This is a genomic window from Gilliamella sp. BG1, assembly GCF_046635625.1.
Classification (GTDB): Bacteria; Pseudomonadota; Gammaproteobacteria; order Enterobacterales; family Orbaceae; genus Gilliamella; species Gilliamella bombi.
The window spans coordinates 100959-125996 of record NZ_JBIDFG010000006.1 but is presented as its reverse complement, the minus strand read 5'-3'; the positions used below and the strand labels follow the sequence as shown (position 1 = coordinate 125996).

Here is a 25038-nt window from a genome sequence, read left to right as displayed (position 1 = left end):
ACCTTTTATTTATAACCAAGCGGTTTATAAACCTGCTTTTAAGCTTTCTTCAATAAATTGATCTAAATCGCCATCTAATACGGCCTGTGTATTACGAGTTTCAACGCCAGTACGCAAATCCTTGATACGCGAATCATCAAGTACGTAAGAGCGAATTTGGCTTCCCCAACCAATATCAGATTTAGTCTCTTCCATTTGTTGTTTTTCAGCATTCTTTTTTTGCATCTCAAGCTCATACAGTTTTGCTTTTAACTGTTTCATTGCTTGATCTTTATTGCTGTGTTGTGAACGGTTATTTTGACATTGAGTAACAATACCCGTAGGAATATGAGTGATTCGTACAGCAGACTCAGTTTTATTTACATGTTGACCACCAGCGCCTGACGCACGGTATACATCGATACGGAGATCGGCAGGGTTAATGTCGATATCAATATCATCATCAATTTCAGGATAAACAAATACAGAAGCAAACGAGGTATGGCGTCGATTGCCTGAGTCAAATGGACTTTTGCGAACTAGGCGGTGTACTCCAGTTTCTGTGCGTAACCAACCGTAAGCATAATCACCCGATACTTTAATCGTTGCCGATTTGATACCAGCAACATCACCATCCGATACTTCCATCACTTCAGTTGCAAAACCTTTTGATTCAGCCCAGCGTAAATACATCCTAAGTAACATTTCTGCCCAATCTTGTGCTTCAGTTCCCCCTGAGCCTGATTGGATATCTAAATAACAATCTGCACTATCATATTTACCAGAAAACATTCGTCGGAATTCAAGTCCAGCCAGTTTTTTCTCTAACTGTTCAAGTTCAAAATTAGTTTCATCGAAAGTATCTTGATCTTCAGCTTCAATAGCAAGTTCAAGCAAGCCTTCAACATCGTCAAGACCTTGAGTTAATGAATGAATGGTATTGATTATTTCATCAAGTGCAACGCGTTCTTTACCTAACGCTTGTGCTTTTTCTGGATCGGCCCATACTTCGGATTGCTCTAGCTCGGCATTGACTTCTTCGAGCCGTTCTTTTTTTAGATCATAGTCAAAGATACCCCCGAATCACGGCTGTGCGTTCGGTAAGTTCTGCTATCTTTAATTTAACTGGATTAATTTCAAACATGATTTAAATGGAGTTGCTCTGTTTTATGATTTATTAAACAAGCGTCCATTGTAGCGGATTTGGGCATAATTTAGCAATTGCCAATTACTATTTTTGACTTTGACTCAGTAAATAAAGCATTGCTCAAAAAGAAAAGATGGCGCACTAGGCGCCACTTTTTAAGATGAAAAGGATATGAGTACAATCGAGTTATTTTTTTGCTTCAGCGTATAGCTCAGCAACTTTATCCCAATTAACTACATTCCAAAATGCACCAATGTAATCAACACGGCGATTTTGATATTTCAAATAATAAGCATGTTCCCAAACATCTAGTGTTAAAATCGGCGTACCAGAAACACTAGCAAATTTTTCGCCCATTATCGGTGAATCTTGATTGGCTGTAGAAACGACTTCAAGTTTACCATTTTGTAATACTAACCAAGCCCAACCTGAACCAAATCGAGTTGCTGCCGCTGCTGCAAATTTTTCTTTAAATGCATCAACTGAACCAAAATCTTTTTCGATGGCCGCTTTTAGGTCGCCTTTTAGTTCAGTACCAACTTTTAATAGTTCCCAGAAAAGAGTGTGATTAACATGACCACCTACGTTATTTTTAATACCCGTAATTTTGTCAGCAGGTACTTTATCTAAATTTTTTAACAAAGTGCTAGGGCAAAGTTCTTTTAATTCAGCTGGCAAAGTTTCAAGAATGGCATTTGCATTGTTCACATAGGTTTGATGATGTTTATCGTGATGCAGATGCATAGTTTCAGAATCAATATAAGGTTCTAATGCATCATAAGCATAAGGTAATGGAGGTAAAGTATAAGCCATGAAATTTGCTCCTTTCATATATTAGGTATTATTAACTACTTTATTTCATGAGTATACGGGCTATTAGTATAGCTCTCAAACTATCACTTAGATAGCTAGTGACTATCTGTTATCAGAATGACTATTGCTTTTTCAATTCGTCTTCATTATTTGCTATAAATGGGGTATACATCATAATTGCGTGGTTTTCGCTGATGAGCTTTTCTTCAACATGGTTATCAATTAAATGTGTTTTACGTTGCCATATTTTATTATGTCTGGTATAACCTCCCCACCATTGTTGTTCAATACGATGATCGGTTTCTAGGATTTCATAATGATTACTTAAGGGGGTATCAGCAAGTAATTCGCCATGTAAATATTGATCATCAAGCCAAAGATTAAGCCGGTAAGTGCTATTGGTTTTATTGATTAACTGTAAATCTACATAGTTATAAGATAAGGTGGCGCCACAAGCAAAAGGAATCGTTCGATTAATATCGGGAAAAACATCAAAACTATGACGCCAACGTTCTATGATTGTAAGATCGGAGTGTAATACAATCCAATAAATCAAATTACCTAATTGGCATAATCCTCCACCAATATCTTTGCCTATCTGTCCATTATGTAATGATAGTCCTTCTAAAAATCCCCTTTTTTTGGATGGGCGTCCTACTTTTTGCCAGATCGAAAAACGTTGATTAGGCTTAATGATTGAACCATTAAGTTTTTCAATTGCTAATCTAAGATTAGTGATTTTGTTATATTGTAAATACATATCAACATCTTTTAGTTGTCTTAATAAAACAGACTGATGTTTTTTGTGTGAATAACAACATGTATTATTATTTATGTCGACAGTGCAATATGCGTTACGATGTCGCCACCAATCAAATTTTCGTTTTAAGATAAAATATTCTTTGCCTAATTTTAGCCTTAATTTACTGCGTTTTATCGGTTTATCGATAATAATATCCTGCATATTTTCCATTCCCTTATCGACAAGATATAATCAGTTATTTTTCTAAAGGTGACAGATAGCGTTGGCTTAACTTGTCGAGAAAAGTGAAAAGTTTTTGATTCATTTCAGTGTAATCATGAGAGCGAAGCTTATCAGGTGTATCGACAAAGCGGTATTTTTCTGCTTGGCTAAGTTCCTTTTGTGAATGGGTAATTAATAATTCGACTACTTCAGGTGTTAACTCCATATGGCATTGGAAACCATAAACAAATTTACTGTATGCAATGATTTGACGAGGACACCCTTCACTATACGCAATAATTTGAGCATCTTTGGTTAAACCTGGCATATCATTGTGCCAATGACCGACTTCTAATGTACTACCAAAATCAGTAAACAAAGGATTTGTTTTACCGATTTGAGTTAACATAATAGGGAATTTGCCAATTTCTTTTTCTGGGCTGTTGCTATAATTTGCCCCTATAGCTTCGCCGATTAATTGTGAACCAAGACATACACCAATGACTACTCTCTCTGCTTTTATTGCTGATAAAATAATGGCTTGTTCTGCTTTAGAATCAAAATGAGCACATTCTTGTTTGGTCGTTGATGGTGACTGTGGACCGCCCATAACAATAAGAAAGTCGATATCATCAATGCTATTAGGAAGTGGTTCATTAAGGTAAACGCGAGAATAAGTTATAGTGTGATGATTATTTATCGCCCATTGTTCATAAGCTCCGGGCGCTTCAAAATCCTCATGAATAATAAAATGTATATGCATTAATAACTCCTCCTTGTCTATAAATATCATTATTAACATTATGATTTGATAAAATTTATATCAAAGGATATAAATTTATTTTTGAGTTATTATGAATAATTTATTTGCAATTGCAATACAGAATTTTGAACTAACACGATAAAAAATAGGTAAAAAGAAATCACTTAAAATATGAAACAACAGGGAAAGATAAATATGAAAATCTGAAAGTTGGCTCCTCCAACAGGACTTGAACCTGTGACATACGGATTAACAGTCCGCCGTTCTACCGACTGAACTATGGAGGAACCGAAATGTAGCGCGCATATTATAGATTTAATGGCGCTATGTCAATAGTTAAATTATTTTAAATGTTTTTTTGTGTAAAATTTCCTCCTTTTATTATCATTCAAGTGTTAGGATTGTCTTGAATAAATGGCGTTGTCTAAGTAATTGCTGTGGGTGCGATCCTAGTTCATGTTGTGGAATAATCTGATTTAGATCGCGATAATAATCAACCCAATAAGATAAAATCTCATTTGTCGCTAAATCTTTAAAATTCATTGGATATAATGCGAAATAATTATTACCTTGCTCAGTTTTAAAGGCATAAGTAATTAGTTCACTGCAATAAAACCCATCTGCATTGGGATGAAAGCTGTGATTGTAAGGTGAACCCAAGCATTTCTTTACCCGTCTTAATGCATTTTGAATAACAACTAAATCATGGATTCTACCAATGATATTGTGCTTAGCTGCACAAATAAAATTAGTAAACGATTGTTCAATCACGCCATAGTTTTGCGTTGCTTCAATAACGGTATTATTTCCAATATATAAACCAACATGATTAATACTTTTGGTTATTTCATCTATCTTTGACAATGCACCTGAAAGGCTTACAGCGCCATTAAAAGCATTATTTTTTTTTAGGCTTTGGAAGATAATATCTCCACATTGGATATTATTGTTTTTTAGCACGATAGCGCCATAGCGAAAACATTACACAAGTTGCAATAATAAATTTAAGCGCATCCACACCAACAAATGGCAGATAACCCACTTTTAAAGCATCAATTAGCGTGATGTGTAAATAGCCCATTAAATAGACAACGCCAAATACAAATAACAATTGATGCGCACAAGCGAATGCAATTAAACCTAAAATAAAGTGACGATCATAACCTCTTTCTGCTGCAAACCCTGCTAAATAGGCACTAAATACATAGCCATATAAGTAACCTGAAGATGGTGATGCTAACGCCATAATTCCACCACTACCATTGGCAAATAGCGGTAACCCAATTGCACCTAAAATAAGGTATTGGAGTATTGCTAATGCACCTAGTTTACGACCTAAAAAAGCACCAGTTAACAATACAGCCAATGATTGTAATGTAAATGGAACAGGGTAAGTTGGAATACTAATGTTAGCGGCTAATCCTAAAAGTAATGCTGCACTTGTTGTGGTTAATAATTTACGTTGCCAAGAAGATAAATTTACAAGTGTAGTGATAAATGTTGGATAATACGAAGTCGGTTGAAGTTTCATTATTTTCTACCTTTTATATAAATAGTAGAACTATAATAGCGCAATTATTATTGTTGTAAACTTTTTTGTTTTTAATTTGTTTACATTGGAGTGGAATATAGGATATTTTTATCACACTCTAAAATAAAGAGTGTGATAATTAAAATAATTTGTTACTTAAACTAAGTAAGGATTACTAACTCGTTCATGACCAAAACTAGACATAGGTCCGTGGCCTGGTACAAAAATAAAGTCATCCCCAAGTGGTAATAATTTATTAGTGATTGATGAAATTAAATCGGCATGGTTGCCTCGTGGAAAATCAGTTCTTCCTATACTACTTTTAAATAATACATCGCCGACAAAAGCCAGCTTATCCAAATGGTTAATAAAAACAATATGTCCCGGAGTGTGACCCGGGCAAAAAAGTACATCAAGGCTAATATTACCAACTTGAATCTGCTCACCTTCTTTTAACCAACGATCAGGCAAAAAGCTATCAGTATAAGGAAAACCGAATTGTGTACTTTGTTGTGGTAAACTTGTTAATAGAAATTCATCTTCTTGGCTTGGTCCAATAATCTTCACATCATAATGTTTAGCCAATATAGTTGCAGCACCGACATGATCCAAATGTCCATGGGTTAATAAAATCTGCTTAATATTAACGCCTAGCTTTTCAACCGCTTTTATAAGCAGTTCGGGTTCACCTCCGGGATCAATAAATGCACCTTCCATGGTTTGATCGCACCAAATGATGCTACAATTTTCTTGGAAAGCTGTAACTGGGATGATTTGGTACTGGAACATAGATTTATCTCCTTATTTCTTGCTGATGATTGGTTAGATTTTGTCCGTCTTCTTTTTTTAATTGTGCAAAAATAATGCTTGATAAAACGGTAATCATACCAAGTATAACAAATGTTAACTGAAATGAGTGAATAGTACTTGTTGTGGTGCTAATTAAGCGTAATAAAACAGCACCCAATCCGGTACCAAAACTAATTGCTAATTGTTGATTTACTGCCATTAAGCTATTGCCACTACTTGTATTGTCGTTTTCTAGATTAGCTAAGGTTATGCTATTCATGGACGTGTATTGCATGGAGTTGATTCCACCGATACAAAATAGCAATAAACTGATAAGAATAAGTGGTGTCGATAAATTTAATACGGACATTAAAATAATCATTATGCCAGCTAAAATTGTATTAGTAACTAGTACGAAACGGTAACCTAAACGTGCTAAAATACGTGGAATAAAGATTCGAGTACAAATTGAAGCAATGGCCATTGGCATCAACATAATGCCGGCAAAAATAGCTGAATAACCAAATCCCACTTGTAATAATAGTGGAATAAGAAAAGGCACTCCTGATATACCTAATCGGCAAATTAAATTTCCGATAATTCCTATTTTGAACGTACGGATTTTAAATAGCGATAGTGGGAATAATGGAGTTTGTTTCTTTTTTGCATATTCACGATAAATAAATAAAAAAAGTAGACTAATTGTCGCAAGTAGTAATGGACAATAATATGTCTGATTTTGGTTTAAAATCTCTACACTCAAAGTGGCGCTAATAAAGCTAATAACAATAAATATAAAGCCTAATAGATCAAAAGGCATGTGTTGGCCTTTTAAGTTAGGCATGTATTTCCAACTAATTATTATACCTAAAATACCAATGGGTAAATTAATAAAAAACACCCAGTGCCAACTTACCATATCAACTAGATATCCTCCCAATACTGGCCCTAAAACGGGACCAATTAATCCAGGAATCGTGGCTGTATTTAACGCAGCTAAAAAATCACTACGCTTAAAAGATTTTATCAATACTAAACGTGATATAGGCACCATCATCGAGCCACCAACACCTTGGATCACTCGTGATATATCTAAAAAAATTAATGAATTAGATAAAGCGCAAAGTAATGAGCCCAGTGTGAATAGTGAAACGGCCATGACAAAAATATTTCTAGTGCCAAATTTATCTGATAAAAAACCACTAACAGGAATAAATAATGCAAGGGTCAAAGCATAACTTATCACGGCTGATTGCATATTTAATGGGGACTCATTGAGGTCGTTAGCCATAGTGGGGAGAGCTGTATTTAATATCGAGGTATCAAGTGATTGCATAAAGAATGCAAACGCCGCAATCCACGGTAATATACGATAGACAAACGGTGGTAACTGTAATTCGCTATTCATTTTAATTTGGCCTAAAATTAATTTAAATGCTAGTGGAGCGGTTGGATATAAGCTCAGAAAATTAAGCTCTCTTACTTAGAGTTGATTAAGAAAGAGAGCTGATGAATGCTATTTTACAATATTATTTGTTAATGATTGGATTTTTTCTTATTCTTTACTGGTTTACCTTGCCAATAACCAGCCAGTAATGAACCTGAAATATTGTGCCAAACAGAAAATACTGCAGCAGGTAGAGCTGATAAAGCTGAAAAGTAGGTGGTGCCTAAAGTAGCTGCAAGGGCAGAGTTTTGCATTCCTACTTCAAGTGACATGGTTCTGCAGGTTGATTCATCAAAACCAAATAAACGTCCTCCCCAGTAACCACCAAGCAATCCTAACGCATTATGAATCACAACTGCAAAAATAACAGTGCCCCCCACTTGGCCAATTTGAGTATGGCTACCTGCTACTACAATACAAATAATTAATAAAATACAAATCATTGATAAAAGTGGTAAAAATTGCTCACATTTTTTAACAATAGCATTTAAGAAATGGTGAACAATTAATCCTAATATAATCGGTATTAGTACAATCTGTACAATATGTACAAGCATTCCCCAAACAGGGACTTCAACTGTTGTTCCAACTAATAGTAGTGTTATCAGTGGTGTTATAACTACCCCCACAAGTGTCGAAACAGATGAAATTGTAACAGACAATGCAACATCACCTTTGGCAAGATAAATCATCACATTTGATGCTGTTCCGCTAGCTACGCTTCCAACTAACACCATGCCAACCAATAGTTCTGGTCTCATTGTAAACAGTTTTGATAAAATTAGAGCAGTTAACGGCATAACAATGTAATGTAACAAAGTACAAATAACCACCGCTTTAGGTTTGGTGACTACACGTCTAAAATCATCAATACTTAATGTAACTCCCATGGTGAACATCACAAACATGAGTAATTGTGATGTATAGGGACGTATAGGTGTAAAAGTATCAGGAGAAAAATAGGCCATAACCGCACACAAAACTGCCCACAAAGGAAATAATCGGGTGAGGGAGGAAATAGATTGAGCAAATAGTTGATTCAATTGTCTAGCCATATAAACCTACTGTCGTTGGTTTACTAAAATAACTTCATAATAATAGTAAATTTATTTTAGTTGCTTGTTAAATTTTTATTCTATTGATTCCACTAAATAGCGTCAAGGTATTTGTTAAAATTGTGTTAAGTATGTGTTCTGGTGATTCAGTGCGTAATTGTGTCAATATTTTAAAAACCTCAGTGATATATTCAGGGCGATTTGCTTGACCTTGACGCCCACTTAATGGCATGTCGGGCGCATCTGTTTCAAGTACTAGGCTGCTAAGTGGTAATTGAGCAATTGTATTGCGAGTTTTATTCGCACGTTCATAACTAATTACGCCACCTACACCAATATAATAACCCAGCTTAACAAATTGCATGGCTTGTTGATAGCTACCTGAAAATCCATGTATGACGCCACGACAAGGTAAATTGGCCTTGTGTAATTCACGGTACATAATATCGTGCGCTTTGCGTGAATGTATTAAAACGGGCAAATCAAACTGTTTGGCAATTGTTAATTGCGACCTAAAAAATAATAATTGTTGTTGCCAATCGATACTTAAATCGTAGCGATCGAGCCCGATTTCACCAATGGCAACTAATTTTTTAGGTTTTGTTTTAACAATATTGGTTAATAGTTCTAAATCAGCCATAGTATGTTGATAGATAGGATGCAACCCCAAAGCGGCATAAAGTTCATGGTATTTATTCGTAAGTTGTAAAACAGCATCAAAATAGTTAGCACTAACTGCGGGTATAATTAACCCAACGATATTCGCTTGGCGAATCTTATTTATTGAATCAGCAAGAAAATCACTAAAAGGTGGAAAATCAAAATGACAATGTGTATCAATAAACATAATGCTAATGCCTCTTATTCTGCCGTTGTTTGATGTAATAAAATTGGCAATAAAAATCGCTCAGCAGTAAATATAATTTGTTCAATCAGTGTATCGGTTAACTCAGGATAAAGACGAGTATAATAACTGTCACACTCGGCGGATTGGTTAAATCCGCCTTGCCATGAATTTAAAAGTTGATTGATAGCTCTTTCACTAGCGATAATCTGACCTGTTTTTTTATCATAAGCTGTAATTAACCAACTCCACGAACTTTTTAATGGCATTAATAATGGTTCATTGATACCTTGCAGATAGCCTTCAACTAAATTAGTTAATATGGCTAAAGCCTGATCTGCATTTAAATGTGAAAATCGCCATTCATTATCGTCCCGACCATACATACGACTTTGACTATCAATTTTATCAGGATTTAAAATGCAATAAATCAAATGATCAATCCACAACGAAATACCATCGCGAATCGAAAGCTTTGACGGTCGCCATGTCAATATACCATCGTCTTGAATGTGAGTTAACCAACCTTGTAATTGGTAATGTTGATCATTAGATGAAATGGTTAAATTAACTTCTTGCGTTGTCATAACTAAACGTTCTTGCTCAACTTTATTGGCCAAAGGTTGCAGTGATTCAAGTTGATTATCATAAATAATTTCACCAAACGCACCATCTGGTAAGTCACCTGTTAACGCTAATCGTTGATAGAAATCATCTGATTGTTGCGATCTATTGGCAATTAATTCATTTAAAATCTGTAAGTTTAATTGATAGCGCTTTAAGCTATCAAGATTAAAGTTTTCGGCATCTGGTAAGGTATCATCCAGATAATTTATATAAAAATTAAACCGTTTTTGTAAAAATAGCCTAATAGAGTGCTGGTAAAATCGTTTTAATTCATCAAGATTAATATTATCTATACTAATAATTGGTATTTCACTAATAAATAACTGACTTTCACCTTGTTGCAATGCTGCAGGTAACCACTCATCGGCATAGCTTTTGGGTTCTTGTAAAAAATTTTGGGGATTAAACGGTGTGCGTGTATGGTTTACACGTAAAAAATCTAAGCTATTTGTAGTGCCATCTGTATTATTTTTAGCCTTGCCATAATATTGGCCAATATATTCCCAAAACTCATCAACAAGTATAGAAGGATAACGTTCACTATTATCTTTCATATCGCGACCAATATAACTGATATACAACTGTTTTTGCGCAGATAAAATTGCTTCTAAAAAAAGGTAACGATCATCTGTGCGACGGCTACGATCCCCTCGTCTTGGATGTTGTGCGATTAAATCAAAATCAAGTGGAAGAGACGTTCTTGGATAATCGCCGTCATTCATACCAAGTAAACAAACAACTTTAAATGGAATAGAACGCATTGGCATCATGGTACAAAAATTTATCTTACCAACTAAAAAACGATGCGCTAAATGATTTTGCTCTAAGCGTGATTGCATAGCATCATGTAGAATAGTGATAGAAATATTATCTGTATAACAAGCCGATAATCCACTATTAATCAGTTCTTGCCATTCTTCTTCGATCATCAATAAAATGGATTCACGTTGAACATTACTTACAAAAAAGTCATTGATTAATTCAAGGCAACAAGGTTGCCAATTAATTAGCGGTTTTTCTTCATTTAAGATAGCAAACCACTTACTTACAACTTTAATAAATTCGGCTAATTGGCCTATTAATTCGGCATCTAAACCTGTTGCACCCTCATAAGGTAATATTTGTTGCCAACCGCCTTGTTCACTGTTCATCGTGTAACCGAGTAATAACCGCTCAAGCCCAAATAACCAACTATGTGCACTATCAAGTCCAAAACGAATGCCTGACTCAACAATCCAAGTTCGCAACAAGGTTAATTGAGATTCGTTAATAGCGAATTTTTCGGCAATAGCAGGGATTTCAAGTAAATTAAATAGTTCTTCTGCTTTAAATCGACTATTTGGAAAATTTAAAATGGCAAAAAAGCCTTGAACGATAGGATCGATATTTCGTGCTTTTTGATCTGAAATAGTAAAAGGTAAATAGCGCTTTTCAACAGCATTACCAAAGACGGCTCGAATATAAGGAACATACTTATCAATATCTGATACCATAACTATGCAATCGCGCAACTCCAGCGTAGGATCTGCATCAAAAACCGATAGCAGGTAGTCATACAATACCTCAACTTCACGTTGTTCACTATGGCAGGCATGAAACGAAATCGACTTATCTGTTACGGCAAAAGTTTTATTATCAAAATCGGTTTGATACAGTTCTAAAATATCTTGCTGAATAGCATGTAATAGACAAGAACGATCCTGATCGGCAAACGCTTCAATATCTTGCTTATTATTAAATTCTTGTAACAAAAATAGATTATCACGCCCAAGTTTTCCCCATGAGGTTAACAGAGGATTGGGTATTTTATCGGGTGTATTTAATATATCTGACAACTGTTTTTCAGCAATATCGCCCCAATACCATTTACACGGATTATTAAACATTAAATGGACATCAATATGTTGGCCAAGTGCTGAAAGTAGCGAAAGATAAATAGGAGGAAGAGAAGTAATACCAAAAATAAAAATACGGTTAGGTAATGCATCTAAACGTGAACGTTCAAAGTTATTATTTAATAACATTTCAAGCATTTGTTGATAAATATTAGCGCGATGATAAGGTTGGCTAATTGATATTAGTTTTCGCCACAACTCCGCTTGCCACGTTTCATCAGAATGATGATTCAATTCGGCAACAGTCTGGTTTGCCTCCCATTTTGCTAGCCAATCTGGACGGTAAACTAAATATTGGTCAAATAATCGTGCAATACGCGTTGCAAGCTGATACCGTTTTTTATCTTGCTTATCAATATCAAGATAATGTTTAAGCGCGCTAAACTCAGGTTGTTTAATAACTTGAGGTAACAAATAATACAAACGCCAACTCATTGATTCAACATTAAAGCTATTTTCAATTGGCGCCTCTGGTAACAAGACTTGATAAAGTTGCCAAATAAACTGAGTTGGAAAAAGAAAATCAACATTAGCCACGATACCAAGTTCATCCGCTAACGCAATTTGCAACCATTGTGCCATACCTTGGCTTTGCACCATGACTATATCAGGTGTAAACACCTCCTCTAATGGTTGCCTGCGCATCAATTCACTCAATAATGTTTTGAGTAAATCGACTTGATTTGAATGATAAATGGTAAACATAACAACACTAATTATTAGTAAGATTGGGTTAAGATTATCGCTGATCGTTATTAATAAATCTAGTTGCTATTCTAGTATCAATTTTATAAGTAAGATAGCCATTAACGAGTAATAATGAATGGGGAGGTTATCTTTGATGGTAATTTTTTAAATGGCATAATGACATTTGAAGGAATACGATTCCGAATGAGAACGGGTATTCCTTGGCGAAATTAATCAACTATATTTGGTTAATGGAATACAGTCTATAGACGTTTTAATTTATGGTCTAGAAAAGGCATATTAATATATTATCAAAAAATTATTAAGTATAGCTAATCTCGAATGGGCTTTCCTCGATGATTCTATTATGTGAGCGCATCAACATAGCTCAAAATTCACCAACTCAGCATTAAGAACAGATAGGAAAAAACTATGGAGGAAACTCAACTAAAATCCACCTTTCTGTTAATAGCATGGATTGATATATGTATAAATATCGCCATTTAATTAAAAATACGTTTGACATAATTAAGCAGTATCGTTCAATATCAAAAAGATATGATAAATTAGAAAGCAATTATGCCTGCATGTTATTGCTGGCATTTATACTTATGTGGCTACCAATGTATTATTGATTAATATATGAACACAAAAGATCAACAGACCCTAATAGCGAAATTGCTAAATTAAAGCAATTAGTTTGGAAAATAATTTATGATAAGGCACTTAAATTGAAAATTGGCCAATTACAAACCATCAAAGATTTTAATCTTTCATCGTCTGCCGTGAAATGGAAACAAAATTCCTTATCAAGAAATGGTCATTTTACCAGTTTCTATTTTTAACTCACAATTGCTGACAACGCTTGATAAACAATGGTGAATTAAAATAATATTAAACTCTTAACTGGTCCAAAACTTTTACGGTATAAATGATTAATACCATGTTCCTTTATTGCAGCTAAATGCGCTTTAGTTGGATAACCTTTGTGTTTAGCAAGTCCATACTGTGGATATAATTTATCAAGCTCAACCATTTCACGATCGCGTGTAACTTTAGCTAAAATAGACGCAGCACTGATTTCTGGCACTAATAAATCGCCTTTAACTACAGCTTGTGTTTGTATACCAAAATCGGGGCAACGATTGCCGTCAACTAATACAAAATCGGGGTTAATAGGTAATTTAGATACAGCTCGCTGCATAGCAAGCATGGAAGCATGTAATATATTTAATTTATCAATTTCGTCCACAGATGCTCTTGCAACACTCCAAGCTAAAGCATCTTGTTTGATAATATCAAATAGATGTTCTCGTTTTTTTTTGGTTAGTTTTTTAGAATCAGTTAAGCCTTTAATGGGCTTGTTAGGATCTAAAATAACTGCAGCCGTAACAACATCGCCACAAAGTGGACCTCGTCCAACTTCGTCGACACCAGCAATTAATGTAGCATCGGGGTAAGTAAATTCTAACAACAAGGTAAATCCTCTAACATTATCATTAGGATATCATTTATTTAAAACATCCAATACAGCTTGTGCAGCTTGTTCATCAGCATTACAACGGATTTGTTTATGCAAAGATAGAAAGGTGTCTTTCAATACTGAATTATCCCCTTCTAAAAAAGGGATAATACAGTTGGCGATATTTTCTGGTGTGCAATCTTGTTGCAACAATTCAGGTACAATCTCTTTACCGGCTAAAATATTAGGTAAAGACACATAAGGCGTTTTAATTAATTTTTTAGCTAACCAAAAAGTGAATGCTTTCATTTTGTACCCAACTACCATTGGACACTTAGTTAACATACATTCTAATGCCACAGTCCCCGATGCTAAGATTGCTGCATTACTTGCAATCATCGCTTCACGGGCTTGACCATGTAGTAACTGTATTTTAAGTTCTGGTGCAACTTGAGCTTTGATTTGTTCAAATTCTTTTTGTCTTTTAGCATTAACTAAAGGCACTAGAATATGTATATTAGGATAACGCTCTCGCAATAGCTTTGCTGCTTTTAAAAAAGGTGCTGATAATAATGTCACTTCAGCATGACGGCTACCTGGTAATAATGATAAACAAAGGCTATTTAAGGGAACACCTAATTGTTGACGCATAGTTGTTTGATCTGGATTTAAAGGAATATCATCCGCCATCTTATGCCCAATAAAGCGACAAGGAACATCAAACTTATCATAAAAGACTTTTTCAAAAGGTAAAAAGGCTAAAATAAGATTAGTATTACGCTTAATTTTGAAAACGCGTTTTTGCTTCCAAGCCCAAACAGATGGACTAACATAATGAATCGTTTTAATGCCAGCTTGCTTTAATTTTCCTTCTAGGGAAAGATTAAAATCGGGAGCATCAACACCAATAAATATATCGGGTTTGAGTTTAACTAGGCGTTTAGTGATATCTCGGCGAATAGATAAAATACGGCGTAATCGACCCAATACTTCAACAATTCCCATGACCGATAATTCATCCATTTCGTACCAAGCTTTACAGCCTTCGGCTTGCATTTTCGGACCCGCTATACCTACAAATTCAATATTAGAATGGTAATTTTTTAGCGCACGAATCAATCCTGCTCCAAGAATATCGCCCGAGGCTTCTCCTGCGACTAATGCAATGACTACTGTTTCATTAGCCATTAACGGATGATGCCACGCGTTGAACGGGCAAAAAAGTCAATAAACAATTGGATTTCAGAGTGTTGCTTGGCAATGGTTTCAATTTCAACTTTTGCCTCTTCAAACGATAAGCCATTTCGATAAAGGATTTTATAACTATTGCGAATCGCCTGCAAAGCATCTTTGCTAAACCCTCTACGTTTTAAGCCTTCATAATTTACGCCATGAGGTGTTGCATGATTACCTTGGGCAATAACATAAGGTGGAACATCCTGAGCAACACCTGAACAACCACCAACCATAACATGTGATCCGATCACACAAAATTGATGAACGGCTGTCATTCCGCCAATAATTACATAATCATCTAATTGAACATGCCCACCTAAAGTGGCATTATTTGCTAAAATACAATGATCACCAATATGACAATCGTGAGCAACATGTGCATTAATCATCAATAAATTATCACTACCAATTCGCGTTAATTCACCACCTTGAATAGTGCCACGGTGAATAGTTACGCTTTCACGAATCATATTACGATCACCAATTTCAGTGCGTGTTGGCTCTCCACGATATTTTAAATCTTGGTTTACCTCACCAATCGAAACAAATTGATAGATTTGGTTATCTTTACCAATTTTTGTGTGACCATTGATAACAACGTGTGATTTTAAAAAAGTACCGTCACCAATTTCAACATTCTCACCAATAAAGCAAAACGGACCAATTCTGACGTTATCGCCAATTTTTGCTCCCTTTTCAATCACTGTGCTTGGATGTATCTCCATTGCCATAGTTATTCCTTAATACTGTTTTGGGGGGAAATGCTAAAAAACGATTATTTACGGGCACACATCATTTCAGCTTCACAAACTAACTTACCATCGACAGTTGCAACACCATGGAATAATGCAATACCACGACGTTCTTTAATATATTCAACATCTAGAATAAGTTGATCTCCTGGTACAACAGGACGTTTAAAACGAGCTTTATCAATGGAAGCAAAATAATAAAGTTGACCTGGTGATAGCTCTTCAATGCTTTTGAAAGCCAATATTCCTGTCGCTTGGGCCATTGCTTCTAAAATCAAAACACCAGGAAAAATGGGTTTATTTGGAAAGTGCCCCTGAAAAAATGGCTCATTCACAGTAACATTTTTTATCGCTTTTAGTGTTTTACCTTTCTCGTAACTAAGAACTCTATCAACCATTAAAAACGGATAACGATGAGGTAACAGGCTGATGATTTCTTCAACATCAAGGGTATTAAGTTCGGTAGTCAAAATAGCTATCCTTATACATTATTACTATAAATTTTTAACATTATAACTGAGGATACCACTTTCACTCAAGGATGATTTAAATTGCAAAAGATGCTTTCCTTAATATATTATCTATGGATTACTATAGATTTATAAAATAAATGATTTGTAAACCCTTATTATCTTATATCAAATCAGATATAATAACTAAGATAATTACCCAAAAAGTTTATAATCTGGAGAAGTAGAATGAAATCATTGATTAAAATGACGTTAGTAAGCAGCGCAATTGTATTAACATTAGCTGGTTGTGATGAAAAAAATTCATCAAATAAAGTAACAATTTCAACTGATGCACAAAAGGAAGCATATGCATTAGGTTCATCATTTGCAACATACATGAAGTCAAATTTAGAACAAAATGAAATTAAACCAGACCAAGAATATTTAATCAGTGGCTTTAATGAAACTTTCCGCGATGCCTCTCAACTTTCAAAAGATGAAGTGAAAACCATCTTAGATGAATTTGGTAAAAGAATCCAAAAAGAAAACAAAGAGCGCTTTGAAAAAGAAAAAACTGAAAATACAGCATCTGGTGAGAAATTCCGTGCAGAATTTGCTAAACAAGATGGAGTAAAACAAACAAAATCAGGGTTACTTTATCAAATCACTCAAGAAGGTTCAGATCGTCATCCAACAACTCAAGATACAGTTATTGTTCATTATACAGGAACACTAACTGACGGACGTAAATTCGATAGTTCTTATGATCGAGGTGAACCAGCAACATTTCCACTAAATGCTGTTATCAAAGGTTGGACAGAAGGAATTCAGTTGATCGGAATTGGTGGAAAAATCAAACTTGTTGTACCACCTGATTTAGCTTATGGTGACCAAAGTCTTCCAGGTCAAGAAGGTAAAGCTGGAATCCAACCTGCATCAACTTTAATTTTTGAAGTTGAATTGCTTGGCATTGATGGGGATAAAAATGATAAAAATCAAGAGCCAGCTCAAAATCAAGAACAACAAGTTAACTAACTTGATTGATTCATTGAGTTATACTCTTGTTGTTATGGGTCCTGCTTATGGGACCCAATCTGCTTATTGTGCATATCAATTTGCACAAGTTTTACTGTCACAGACTCCCCATACCATTAAAAATATCTTTTTTTATGCTGATGGTGTTTATAATGGCAACAGTTATACTGATCCCGCTAATGATGAATTTGATTTAATCTCTGCATGGCAGGAATTAGCAAAAACATACCCTTTAACTTTAACTGTTTGTGTTGCTGCCGCTCAGAGGCGTGGCGTTATTAAAAATAATCTCGCAGATTATTTTCATTTAACGGGCCTTGGAGAACTAAGTGAATCAATTGCAACAACAGATCGAACTATTCAGTTTTAACTTAAGATACTGAAATGAAAAAATTAGCAATTATTATTAGCTCACCACCTCACGGAAATGCCAAAGGCCGAGAAGCTCTTGATATAGCATTGGCCATATCAGTCATTAACCACATTTCTGTTTTTTTTATTGATGATGGTGTATTCCATTTATTACCAGAACAACAACCCCATAAAATTTTAATGCGTGATTATATTGCAACTTTTAATATGCTTGAGCTTTATGATATTGATGATGTGTACGTATGTGAATCTTCACTCAAATCGAGAAATCTAATTCAAATACCTCATAATATTCCTAGTAAAGTCATTAATAATCAGTTATTAACTCAATTATTAACTCTTCAAGATGTAATTTTTCGATTCTAATTCTAGACTAAAATACAACATATTACACTGCAATAATAGGCATTATACCTAAATAAAAATCGTTCAATAAGACTATTTGTTTTATTTATTTTATCTGATTTTTCTGATTATTTATAAATACATTCTAGTATTTATAAATAAGCTAATAGTATTTTGTATATGATTAAATCAAATAAATAATCCACTCTATTTTTTCATTATACTTAAATAGGAGTAGATTATGGTTTAATTTGATTTAACTCTTATTTTAATTAACTAAACTAACTTTTTCATTTGATCTGCAATCTTTTCTGCTTGCTGACCAACCACAATTTGTACCCCTGTTTTACCTAATTTTATTACTGCCATTGCACCAAGGGCTTTAGCAGCTTGTTCATCAATAAGCTCCGAATCATTAACGCCTAAACGCAAACGTGTAATACAAGAATCAATATTGGTTAGGTTTTCTTTACCGCCAACAACTGCTAAATATTGCTCTGCAATTTTTGTTGTATCTGTATTACCTTGCGTTGATTTTTTCGTTTCACTTTGGGTTGTTTCCACTTCATCTTCACGACCTGGTGTTTTAAGATTAAATTTCACAATAACAAAGCGGAATGCAACATAATAAACAACAAAGAACACTAAACCCTGAAGTATAAGCATATACCAATGTACAGCAAGTGGATTACGACTAGAAAGTAACATATCAACTAAGCCAGCACTAAAACCAAATCCTGCAATCCATTGCATCGCTGCGGCAATATAAAGTGAAATACCAGCTAAAATAGCATGTAAAACATAAAGTAATGGCGCAACAAACATAAACGCAAATTCTAATGGTTCAGTAACGCCAGTAAAGAATGCAGCAAATGAAGCGGCTAACATAATTGAAGCTGTTTTATCCTTATTACCTTTTTTTGCTGTATGATACATAGCTAACGCAGCTCCTGGTAAGCCAAACATCATAATTGGGAAGAATCCAGCTTGGTAACGACCCGTAATACCAATTGTAGCTAATCCATCATCAATTGACTTTTGTCCACCTAAAAAAGTTGGAATATCATTAATACCTGCAACGTCAAACCAAAAAACAGAATTAAGTGCATGATGTAAACCAACAGGAATTAATAGACGATTGAAGAACCCATAAATACCAGCACCCACTGAACCTAAATCTTTAATATATTTACCAAAAGCAACTAATGCATCATAAATAGATGGCCAGATAAAATATAAAACAGCAGAAACCAATAACATAACTATCGATACGATAATAGGCACTAGCCTTTTACCACTAAAAAATGCTAATGCTTTATGTAATTCCACTTGACTAAAACGATTGTAAAGTTCAGCTGAAATAATACCAACGAGAATACCAATAAATTGGTTATTTATTTTTTGGTATGCAGCAGGAACTTTTTCTAACCAATTTTCTGCTTTTGTATCAATACCACTAAATAGTGCAATCGAACTAGGAGACAGTAAAGTTGTAACCACTAAAAAGCCAACTAACCCAGCAAGTGCGGCTGCACCATCTTTATCTTTAGACATACCATAAGCCACACCAATAGCAAAAAGTATTGGCATATTATCAATAATTGCTCCGCCAGATTTAATTAAAAAAGCGGCTACAATACTATTTTGCCCCCAACCATTAGGATCGATCCAATATCCAATTCCTAGTAGTATTGCAGCAGCTGGTAGAACTGCCACAGGTACCATCAATGAACGCCCGATACGTTGCATATAAGCTAAAATTCCCATAAGTTTAACCTCATATAGTTATTAGGGGTATATAATAAAAAGTAATAAAATTTTACATCTTTAAGTGATGATAATTAAGTATTATTATTCCACTCTATATTATTTATTTTACTTCGCAAATTAATTATTCTCTTTTTGTGATTTAAATCACCATTTTTTTTGATTAATTAGTTTAATATAGTAAAATAAAGACAACATATTTTATTTCAAGAAAAAAGTTTTTAATTATATCACAAGAGGTAACAGCACATGAGACTTATTCCCTTAGAAAATGCACAAGAAGTCGGTGCCTGGGTTGCACAGCGCATTGTTAATAAAATTAATGAGTTTAAACCTACCGCAGATCGTCCATTTTTATTGGGGCTGCCAACAGGTAGTTCACCATTAGTTATGTATCAACAATTGATTAAACAATATAAAGCAGGTAACGTCAGCTTTAAACATGTTGTAACCTTTAATATGGATGAATATGTTGGTATTCCAGAAGAGCATCCACAAAGCTACCACACATTTATGTACGAAAATTTTTTCAATCATATTGATATTGATAAAAACAATATCCATATATTAAATGGTAATGCGCCAGATATTGATCAAGAGTGCCGTCAATATGAAGCCAAGATCAAAGCTTACGGCAAAATTAATATCTTTGTTGGGGGGGTAGGTCAAGATGGACATATCGCTTTTAATGAACCAGGATCTTCACTTTGTTCACGTACACGCATCAAAACATTAACTGAAGATACACGCATTGCTAATTCTCGCTTTTTTGATAATGATGTGAATCAAGTACCAAAACATGCGTTAACCATTGGTGTTGCAACTTTAATGGATGCACAGGAAGTTATTTTATTAGTTTGTGGTCATAACAAAAGTTTAGCATTACAAGCTGGTGTTGAAGGATCTGTTAATCACCTTTGGACTGTCACTGCACTACAAATGCATCCTGCATCAATTATTGTTTGTGATGAACCAAGTACTGATGATCTTAAAGTGAAAACACTAAAATATTTTAAACAAATGGAAGCTGATAATCTTAAAGTGACCGTTTTATAAAGGATAATTCAATGTATGCATTAACAAATTGCCGTTTTTATACAGGCTATGAGATCCTTGATAACCACGCTGTTATTATTGATGGAGATAAAATTACAAAAGTCTGTAAACAAAACGAATTACCTACAGATATCAAAATTGAAAATTTACAAGGTGCACTTGTTGCACCTGGATTTATTGATATCCAAGTTAATGGTTGTGGTGGTGTGCAATTTAATGAAACGTTTGATGCACTGAGCGTTGAAACATTAGAAGCCATGCAGGCCACAAATCTTATTTCTGGCTGTACTAGCTATTTGCCTACATTAATTACATCAACTGATGAATTTATGATAAAGGCAGTTGAAGTGATGCGTGAATACTTAGCTACGCATCCTAATCAAGCACTTGGATTGCATCTTGAAGGACCTTATATCAGCCCTGAAAAAAAAGGAATTCATGACGAAAATATTATTCGACAGCCGTCAAAAGAAATGATTAATTTCCTTTGCGAAAATGCTGATGTAATTAAAATCATTACTTTAGCGCCAGAAAGAGTTGAAAGCCATTTCATCAAGCAATTGGTTAATGCAGGCATTCATGTTTCGGTTGGTCATTCAAATGGTCATTATGATGACTGCCGTCGTGGCTTTAATGATGGCATTCGTTTAGGAACGCATCTATTTAATGCTATGCCTTATATTTCAGGGCGAGAGCCTGGTGTAGTTGGCGCAATTTATGATGAACCAGAAGTTTATGTTGGTATCATTGCTGATGGTCAACATGTTAGTTGGGCAAATATTCGCAATAGTCACAAAATAAAACAAGATCATTTAATTTTAGTTACTGACGCTATGCTACTTGCCGCTTCTAATTTAGAGTCGGGAGTATTTGCAGGTAAAACCATTTATTATAAAGATGGTCGCTGTGTTGATGAAAATGGCACATTGGGTGGTTCATCATTAACCATGATTGAAGCCGTAAAAAACACAGTTGAATATGTCGGTATTGCACTAGATGAAGCGTTAAGAATGGCAACGCTATATCCTGCCAAAGCAATCGGTGTGGATAAAGATCTTGGTAGTATTAGTGAGGGTAAAATTGCAAACCTTGTTGTATTTAATCGTGACTTTACAATAATTAAAACTGTTGTTAATGGAGAAGTGAGTCGCTAGAATATCAGATAGTTAATGAAAAATATTGAGTAATATATGAAATTTAATTATCTGAACTTAGTTGGCAACGCTGAATTAATCAAACAGCTAAATTATGCAATGATTTACCGTTTGATTGTTCAGCAAGCACCTGTTTCTCGTATTCAATTGGCCGAAATCAGCCAATTAGCTCCTGCAAGCATTACCAAAATAACCCGTCAACTTCTTAAAAAAAAATTAATTAAAGAAGTTGATGCACAACAATCAACGGGGGGACGACCTGCAGTTTCAATCGAAGCTAAGTTTGGACATTACCAAGCAATTGCCGTACAATTAAGTCGATCCCACGTCACAATAGAGCTTTTTGATTTAGGGGCTAAATGCCTTACATCAAAAAGATGCTCACTTATCAATTTTACTCAACAACAAGTTCAAGAATATCTAATTGCATTGATTAAAGAATTTATTCAGGTAAACAGCAAAAAAATAAAATATTTAGTTGCAATATCTATTGTACTCCCAGGCTTGATTGACTCAGTTAATGGCATTGTCCGATACACTCCACATATTCAAGTAAAAGAGTGGGCTTTAGGTGAGATACTACAAAAGGAATTCAATGTATCTATTTTTCTAGGAAATGATATTCAAAGTCTAGCATTAGCCGAAAGTTATTTTGGTTCAACACAACATGTTGATGATTCTATTTTAATCCGAGTACATCGCGGGGTAGGCTCTGGTGTTATCGTTAATCAACAGTTGCTTACTAACCACAATCAAAGCGCTTGTGAAGTTGGGCACATTCAAGTAGATACATTAGGTGAACGTTGCCATTGTGGTAACTTCGGTTGCTTGGAAAACCGAGTTGTAAATAAAGCAATTGAATACCGAGCTAAACAGATGATTGAGCAAGGTTATATATCGAAGTTAACATTAGAACACTGTGATATATATCATATCTGTCAGTATGCTAATCAAGGCGATGAACTAGCTACTAAGTTAGTTAAGGATGCAGGTGAAAATCTTGGTAGAGCAGTTGCAATTATGGTTAACATCTTTAACCCACAGCGAATTGTGTTAGCAGGAGAACTTACCAAGTCGCCCGAAATACTATTAACTGCTGTTAATAGTGCATTAAATGCTCAAAGCTTAGAGGGATTACGGAAAAACCTAACTATCACTTGTTCTTCCCTTAACGACAGCTCAGCAATTGGCGCATTTGCATTAGTGCAGCAAGCTTTATTTAATGGATCACTATTAGTGACGTTATTGAATGAAAAAGAACCATAATCTATTGTTATAAAAAACCCGATAAATCGGGTTTTTCCAGATTGATGACAAAGAACTCGCTTTTTGGCGAGTTTTTTGATCTAATAGAGAAGAGTCCATGATAAGAGGAATTCTTCTATGCTAAAAAAACTAACGCCAGCGACACCCGAAAAAATAGAGCAAATCTCGTTAGATGCGCTTGTCCCTCAAAATCACCTTGTTCGTAAAATAGCTAAAGTCATTGATTTTGAATTTATTCGAGAAGCGGTAGCACCACTTTATTGCCCTAATAACGGTCGTCCGGCAGAAGATCCGGTCAGACTGTTTAAAATTATGCTATTGGGGTATCTTTTTGGTATTCCCAGTGAGCGTCGTCTGGTTCAGGAAATTCAGGTCAATTTAGCTTACCGTTGGTTTCTGGGAATGGGATTAACCGAAAAAGTGATTGACGCCTCAACACTCAGCCAAAATTGTCGCCGTCGGTTTAATGACAGTGAAATCTATCAACAGATTTTTGATAATATTGTTGAGCAAGCCATTGCCAAAGGGTTGATAAGTGGTCGGGTTTTATATACGGACAGTACTCACCTAAAAGCAAATGCCAATAAAGGCAAGGCACGTAATGAGCAGCGTATTGTTGAGCCCAGTCAATATGTTGATGCGCTTAATCAAGCCATCAACGAAGAAAGAGAATTAAACGGAAAAAAGCCTTAAAGCCATCGACGGTAGAGAAATATAAGGATGTCAAAGTCAGTACTACCGATCCGGATAGTGGCTTTATGCATCGGGAAGGTAAGCCTAAAGGGTTCTTCTACTTAGATCATCGAACGGTTGATGGCAAACATAATTTAATTACCGATACCTATGTTACAGCGGGAAATGTCCATGATTCTCAGCCTTATATGGCTCGATTAAAACGCCAGTTAGAGCGATTTGGCTTTAATCCGGTTGGTGTGGGTCTTGATGCAGGCTATTTTACAGCGCCCATTTGCCATTTACTACTGGCAGAGCAGATATATCCGGTGTTGGGTTATCGCCGTGCCAGTCATGGTGCGAATCCTATCAGAAAAAAGCAGTTTATCTATAATAGTCAAACCGATACTTATACTTGCCCAAACGGGAAATCATTAATATATAAAACTACCAGCAGAGAAGGTTATCGTCATTATCATTCTGATGCAGCAACCTGCAAAGTCTATCCGTTATTGTCACAGTGTACACAGAGTAAAAATACACAGAAAGTCATCACACGCCATATCTGGGAAGCATATAAAGAGAAAGCCAATGAGATTCGTTTAAGTCAGTGGGGTAAAAAAGTCTATGCTCGGCGAAAAGAGACCGTAGAGCGCAGTTTTGCTGATGCTAAACAACACCACGGACATCGCTATGCAAGATTTAGGGGAAGAGCACAGGTTCAAATGCAGTGTTTATTGGCCGCAACGGCTCAAAATATCAAGAAAATAGCGATAAAGCTATTTTTGTTACATTTTTTTAGGCCATTTTTTAATTTATTTAATAAAATCCAAATTAAAAATCCTGTTTATGGTTTAAATAAAAAAATAAACCCCGAATTATATCGAGGTTTGTCATCAATCTGAAAAAACCCGATAAATCGGGTTTT

Annotated in this window: 23 protein-coding genes, 1 tRNA gene and 1 pseudogene; 8 read left to right on the top strand and 17 right to left on the bottom strand. The window is 35.0% G+C overall.

What is annotated here, in order from left to right; all coding sequences use genetic code 11:
- Nucleotides 1–24: 24 nt before the first annotated feature.
- The 12 genes from prfB to recC form a co-directional block, all read right to left on the bottom strand.
- Nucleotides 25–1123 (bottom strand): peptide chain release factor 2 gene (gene prfB / locus ACGH80_RS04415; RefSeq protein ID WP_174799264.1). Its coding sequence is split into 2 segments (ribosomal slippage): nucleotides 25–1047 and nucleotides 1049–1123, totalling 1098 coding nucleotides; the frame shifts between segments, so codons are not numbered across the junction.
- Between the two features lie 189 nt (nucleotides 1124–1312).
- A complete protein-coding gene (locus tag ACGH80_RS04410; RefSeq protein ID WP_411630595.1) occupies nucleotides 1313–1939 on the bottom strand; it encodes a Fe-Mn family superoxide dismutase in 627 nt (208 codons plus the stop codon).
- Nucleotides 1940–2060: 121 nt separating this feature from the next.
- Complete coding sequence (locus ACGH80_RS04405; RefSeq protein ID WP_065590684.1) at nucleotides 2061–2903, bottom strand: VanW family protein; 843 nt, start codon at nucleotides 2901–2903, stop codon at nucleotides 2061–2063.
- Between the two features lie 34 nt (nucleotides 2904–2937).
- Nucleotides 2938–3666, bottom strand: a complete 729-nt coding sequence (locus ACGH80_RS04400; RefSeq protein ID WP_411630594.1) for a type 1 glutamine amidotransferase — start codon at nucleotides 3664–3666, stop codon at nucleotides 2938–2940.
- A 211-nt stretch (nucleotides 3667–3877) separates the two neighbouring features.
- Nucleotides 3878–3953: transfer RNA gene (locus ACGH80_RS04395), tRNA-Asn, on the bottom strand.
- A 97-nt stretch (nucleotides 3954–4050) separates the two neighbouring features.
- Nucleotides 4051–4626: a YiiX/YebB-like N1pC/P60 family cysteine hydrolase gene (locus tag ACGH80_RS04390; RefSeq protein WP_174799267.1), complete on the bottom strand. Its 576-nt coding sequence runs from the start codon at nucleotides 4624–4626 to the stop codon at nucleotides 4051–4053.
- Nucleotides 4610–5197: a biotin transporter BioY gene (locus tag ACGH80_RS04385; RefSeq protein WP_174799268.1), complete on the bottom strand. Its 588-nt coding sequence runs from the start codon at nucleotides 5195–5197 to the stop codon at nucleotides 4610–4612. Before ACGH80_RS04385 ends, ACGH80_RS04390 begins: the two co-directional genes overlap by 17 nt.
- Nucleotides 5198–5353: 156 nt before the next feature.
- Nucleotides 5354–5986, bottom strand: coding sequence for an MBL fold metallo-hydrolase (locus ACGH80_RS04380; RefSeq protein ID WP_065561679.1), 633 nt, complete (start codon nucleotides 5984–5986; stop codon nucleotides 5354–5356).
- A gap of 4 nt (nucleotides 5987–5990) precedes the next feature.
- Nucleotides 5991–7394, bottom strand: coding sequence for a DHA2 family efflux MFS transporter permease subunit (locus ACGH80_RS04375; RefSeq protein WP_174799269.1), 1404 nt, complete (start codon nucleotides 7392–7394; stop codon nucleotides 5991–5993).
- Nucleotides 7395–7522: 128 nt separating this feature from the next.
- Nucleotides 7523–8488: a ketopantoate/pantoate/pantothenate transporter PanS gene (gene panS, locus ACGH80_RS04370; RefSeq protein WP_174799270.1), complete on the bottom strand. Its 966-nt coding sequence runs from the start codon at nucleotides 8486–8488 to the stop codon at nucleotides 7523–7525.
- Between the two features lie 67 nt (nucleotides 8489–8555).
- Nucleotides 8556–9335: a TatD family hydrolase gene (locus ACGH80_RS04365; protein WP_411578417.1), complete on the bottom strand. Its 780-nt coding sequence runs from the start codon at nucleotides 9333–9335 to the stop codon at nucleotides 8556–8558.
- A gap of 14 nt (nucleotides 9336–9349) precedes the next feature.
- Nucleotides 9350–12559 (bottom strand): exodeoxyribonuclease V subunit gamma, encoded by a 3210-nt coding sequence (gene recC / locus ACGH80_RS04360; RefSeq protein ID WP_174799272.1) that lies wholly within the window; start codon nucleotides 12557–12559, stop codon nucleotides 9350–9352.
- Between the two features lie 159 nt (nucleotides 12560–12718).
- On the opposite strand from recC, the pseudogene ACGH80_RS04355 reads away from it, so the two are divergent.
- Nucleotides 12719–13176: pseudogene (locus ACGH80_RS04355) on the top strand (transposase); the annotation flags it as partial.
- 248 nt (nucleotides 13177–13424) lie between these two features.
- Here the strand turns inward: ACGH80_RS04355 and rnhB are convergent.
- Genes rnhB through fabZ form a run of 4 tightly spaced genes read right to left on the bottom strand, consistent with a single transcriptional unit; the run spans nucleotide 13425 to nucleotide 16461 of the window.
- Nucleotides 13425–14015: a ribonuclease HII gene (gene rnhB / locus ACGH80_RS04350; RefSeq protein ID WP_174799273.1), complete on the bottom strand. Its 591-nt coding sequence runs from the start codon at nucleotides 14013–14015 to the stop codon at nucleotides 13425–13427.
- A 33-nt stretch (nucleotides 14016–14048) separates the two neighbouring features.
- On the bottom strand, nucleotides 14049–15191 hold the full coding sequence (gene lpxB / locus ACGH80_RS04345; RefSeq protein WP_174799274.1) for a lipid-A-disaccharide synthase: 1143 nt from the start codon (nucleotides 15189–15191) through the stop codon (nucleotides 14049–14051).
- Nucleotides 15191–15970, bottom strand: coding sequence for an acyl-ACP--UDP-N-acetylglucosamine O-acyltransferase (lpxA, locus tag ACGH80_RS04340; RefSeq protein WP_174799275.1), 780 nt, complete (start codon nucleotides 15968–15970; stop codon nucleotides 15191–15193). Before lpxA ends, lpxB begins: the two co-directional genes overlap by 1 nt.
- Before the next feature lie 44 nt (nucleotides 15971–16014).
- On the bottom strand, nucleotides 16015–16461 hold the full coding sequence (gene fabZ / locus ACGH80_RS04335) for a 3-hydroxyacyl-ACP dehydratase FabZ (protein WP_174799276.1): 447 nt from the start codon (nucleotides 16459–16461) through the stop codon (nucleotides 16015–16017).
- Between the two features lie 228 nt (nucleotides 16462–16689).
- Here fabZ and fkpA point away from each other — a divergent pair, with 228 nt between their 5' ends.
- From fkpA to tusC, 3 genes are read left to right on the top strand one after another with little or no spacing between them, the layout of a single operon-like run.
- Nucleotides 16690–17478 (top strand): FKBP-type peptidyl-prolyl cis-trans isomerase, encoded by a 789-nt coding sequence (gene fkpA, locus ACGH80_RS04330; RefSeq protein ID WP_174799277.1) that lies wholly within the window; start codon nucleotides 16690–16692, stop codon nucleotides 17476–17478.
- Nucleotides 17479–17482: 4 nt separating this feature from the next.
- Nucleotides 17483–17848 (top strand): sulfurtransferase complex subunit TusD, encoded by a 366-nt coding sequence (gene tusD, locus ACGH80_RS04325; protein ID WP_366941233.1) that lies wholly within the window; start codon nucleotides 17483–17485, stop codon nucleotides 17846–17848.
- A 14-nt stretch (nucleotides 17849–17862) separates the two neighbouring features.
- Nucleotides 17863–18216, top strand: coding sequence for a sulfurtransferase complex subunit TusC (gene tusC / locus ACGH80_RS04320; protein WP_296301218.1), 354 nt, complete (start codon nucleotides 17863–17865; stop codon nucleotides 18214–18216).
- A 255-nt stretch (nucleotides 18217–18471) separates the two neighbouring features.
- On the opposite strand, the gene nagE is transcribed toward tusC, so the two are convergent.
- Entirely contained in the window at nucleotides 18472–19962 is a 1491-nt protein-coding gene (gene nagE / locus ACGH80_RS04315; protein WP_174799279.1) for an N-acetylglucosamine-specific PTS transporter subunit IIBC, read from the bottom strand.
- A 249-nt stretch (nucleotides 19963–20211) separates the two neighbouring features.
- Here nagE and nagB point away from each other — a divergent pair, with 249 nt between their 5' ends.
- From nagB to ACGH80_RS04295, 4 genes are all read left to right on the top strand, one after another.
- Complete coding sequence (gene nagB / locus ACGH80_RS04310) at nucleotides 20212–21018, top strand: glucosamine-6-phosphate deaminase (protein ID WP_034910836.1); 807 nt, start codon at nucleotides 20212–20214, stop codon at nucleotides 21016–21018.
- 11 nt (nucleotides 21019–21029) lie between these two features.
- On the top strand, nucleotides 21030–22172 hold the full coding sequence (gene nagA, locus ACGH80_RS04305; RefSeq protein WP_065590749.1) for an N-acetylglucosamine-6-phosphate deacetylase: 1143 nt from the start codon (nucleotides 21030–21032) through the stop codon (nucleotides 22170–22172).
- 36 nt (nucleotides 22173–22208) lie between these two features.
- Nucleotides 22209–23438: an ROK family protein gene (locus ACGH80_RS04300; protein WP_065561627.1), complete on the top strand. Its 1230-nt coding sequence runs from the start codon at nucleotides 22209–22211 to the stop codon at nucleotides 23436–23438.
- A gap of 117 nt (nucleotides 23439–23555) precedes the next feature.
- Nucleotides 23556–25015, top strand: a protein-coding gene (locus ACGH80_RS04295) for an IS1182 family transposase (protein WP_411630593.1) whose coding sequence is annotated in 2 segments (ribosomal slippage) — nucleotides 23556–24129 and nucleotides 24129–25015 — 1461 coding nt in all. Because the reading frame shifts where the segments join, the coding sequence is not laid out codon by codon here.
- Nucleotides 25016–25038: the final 23 nt, after the last annotated feature.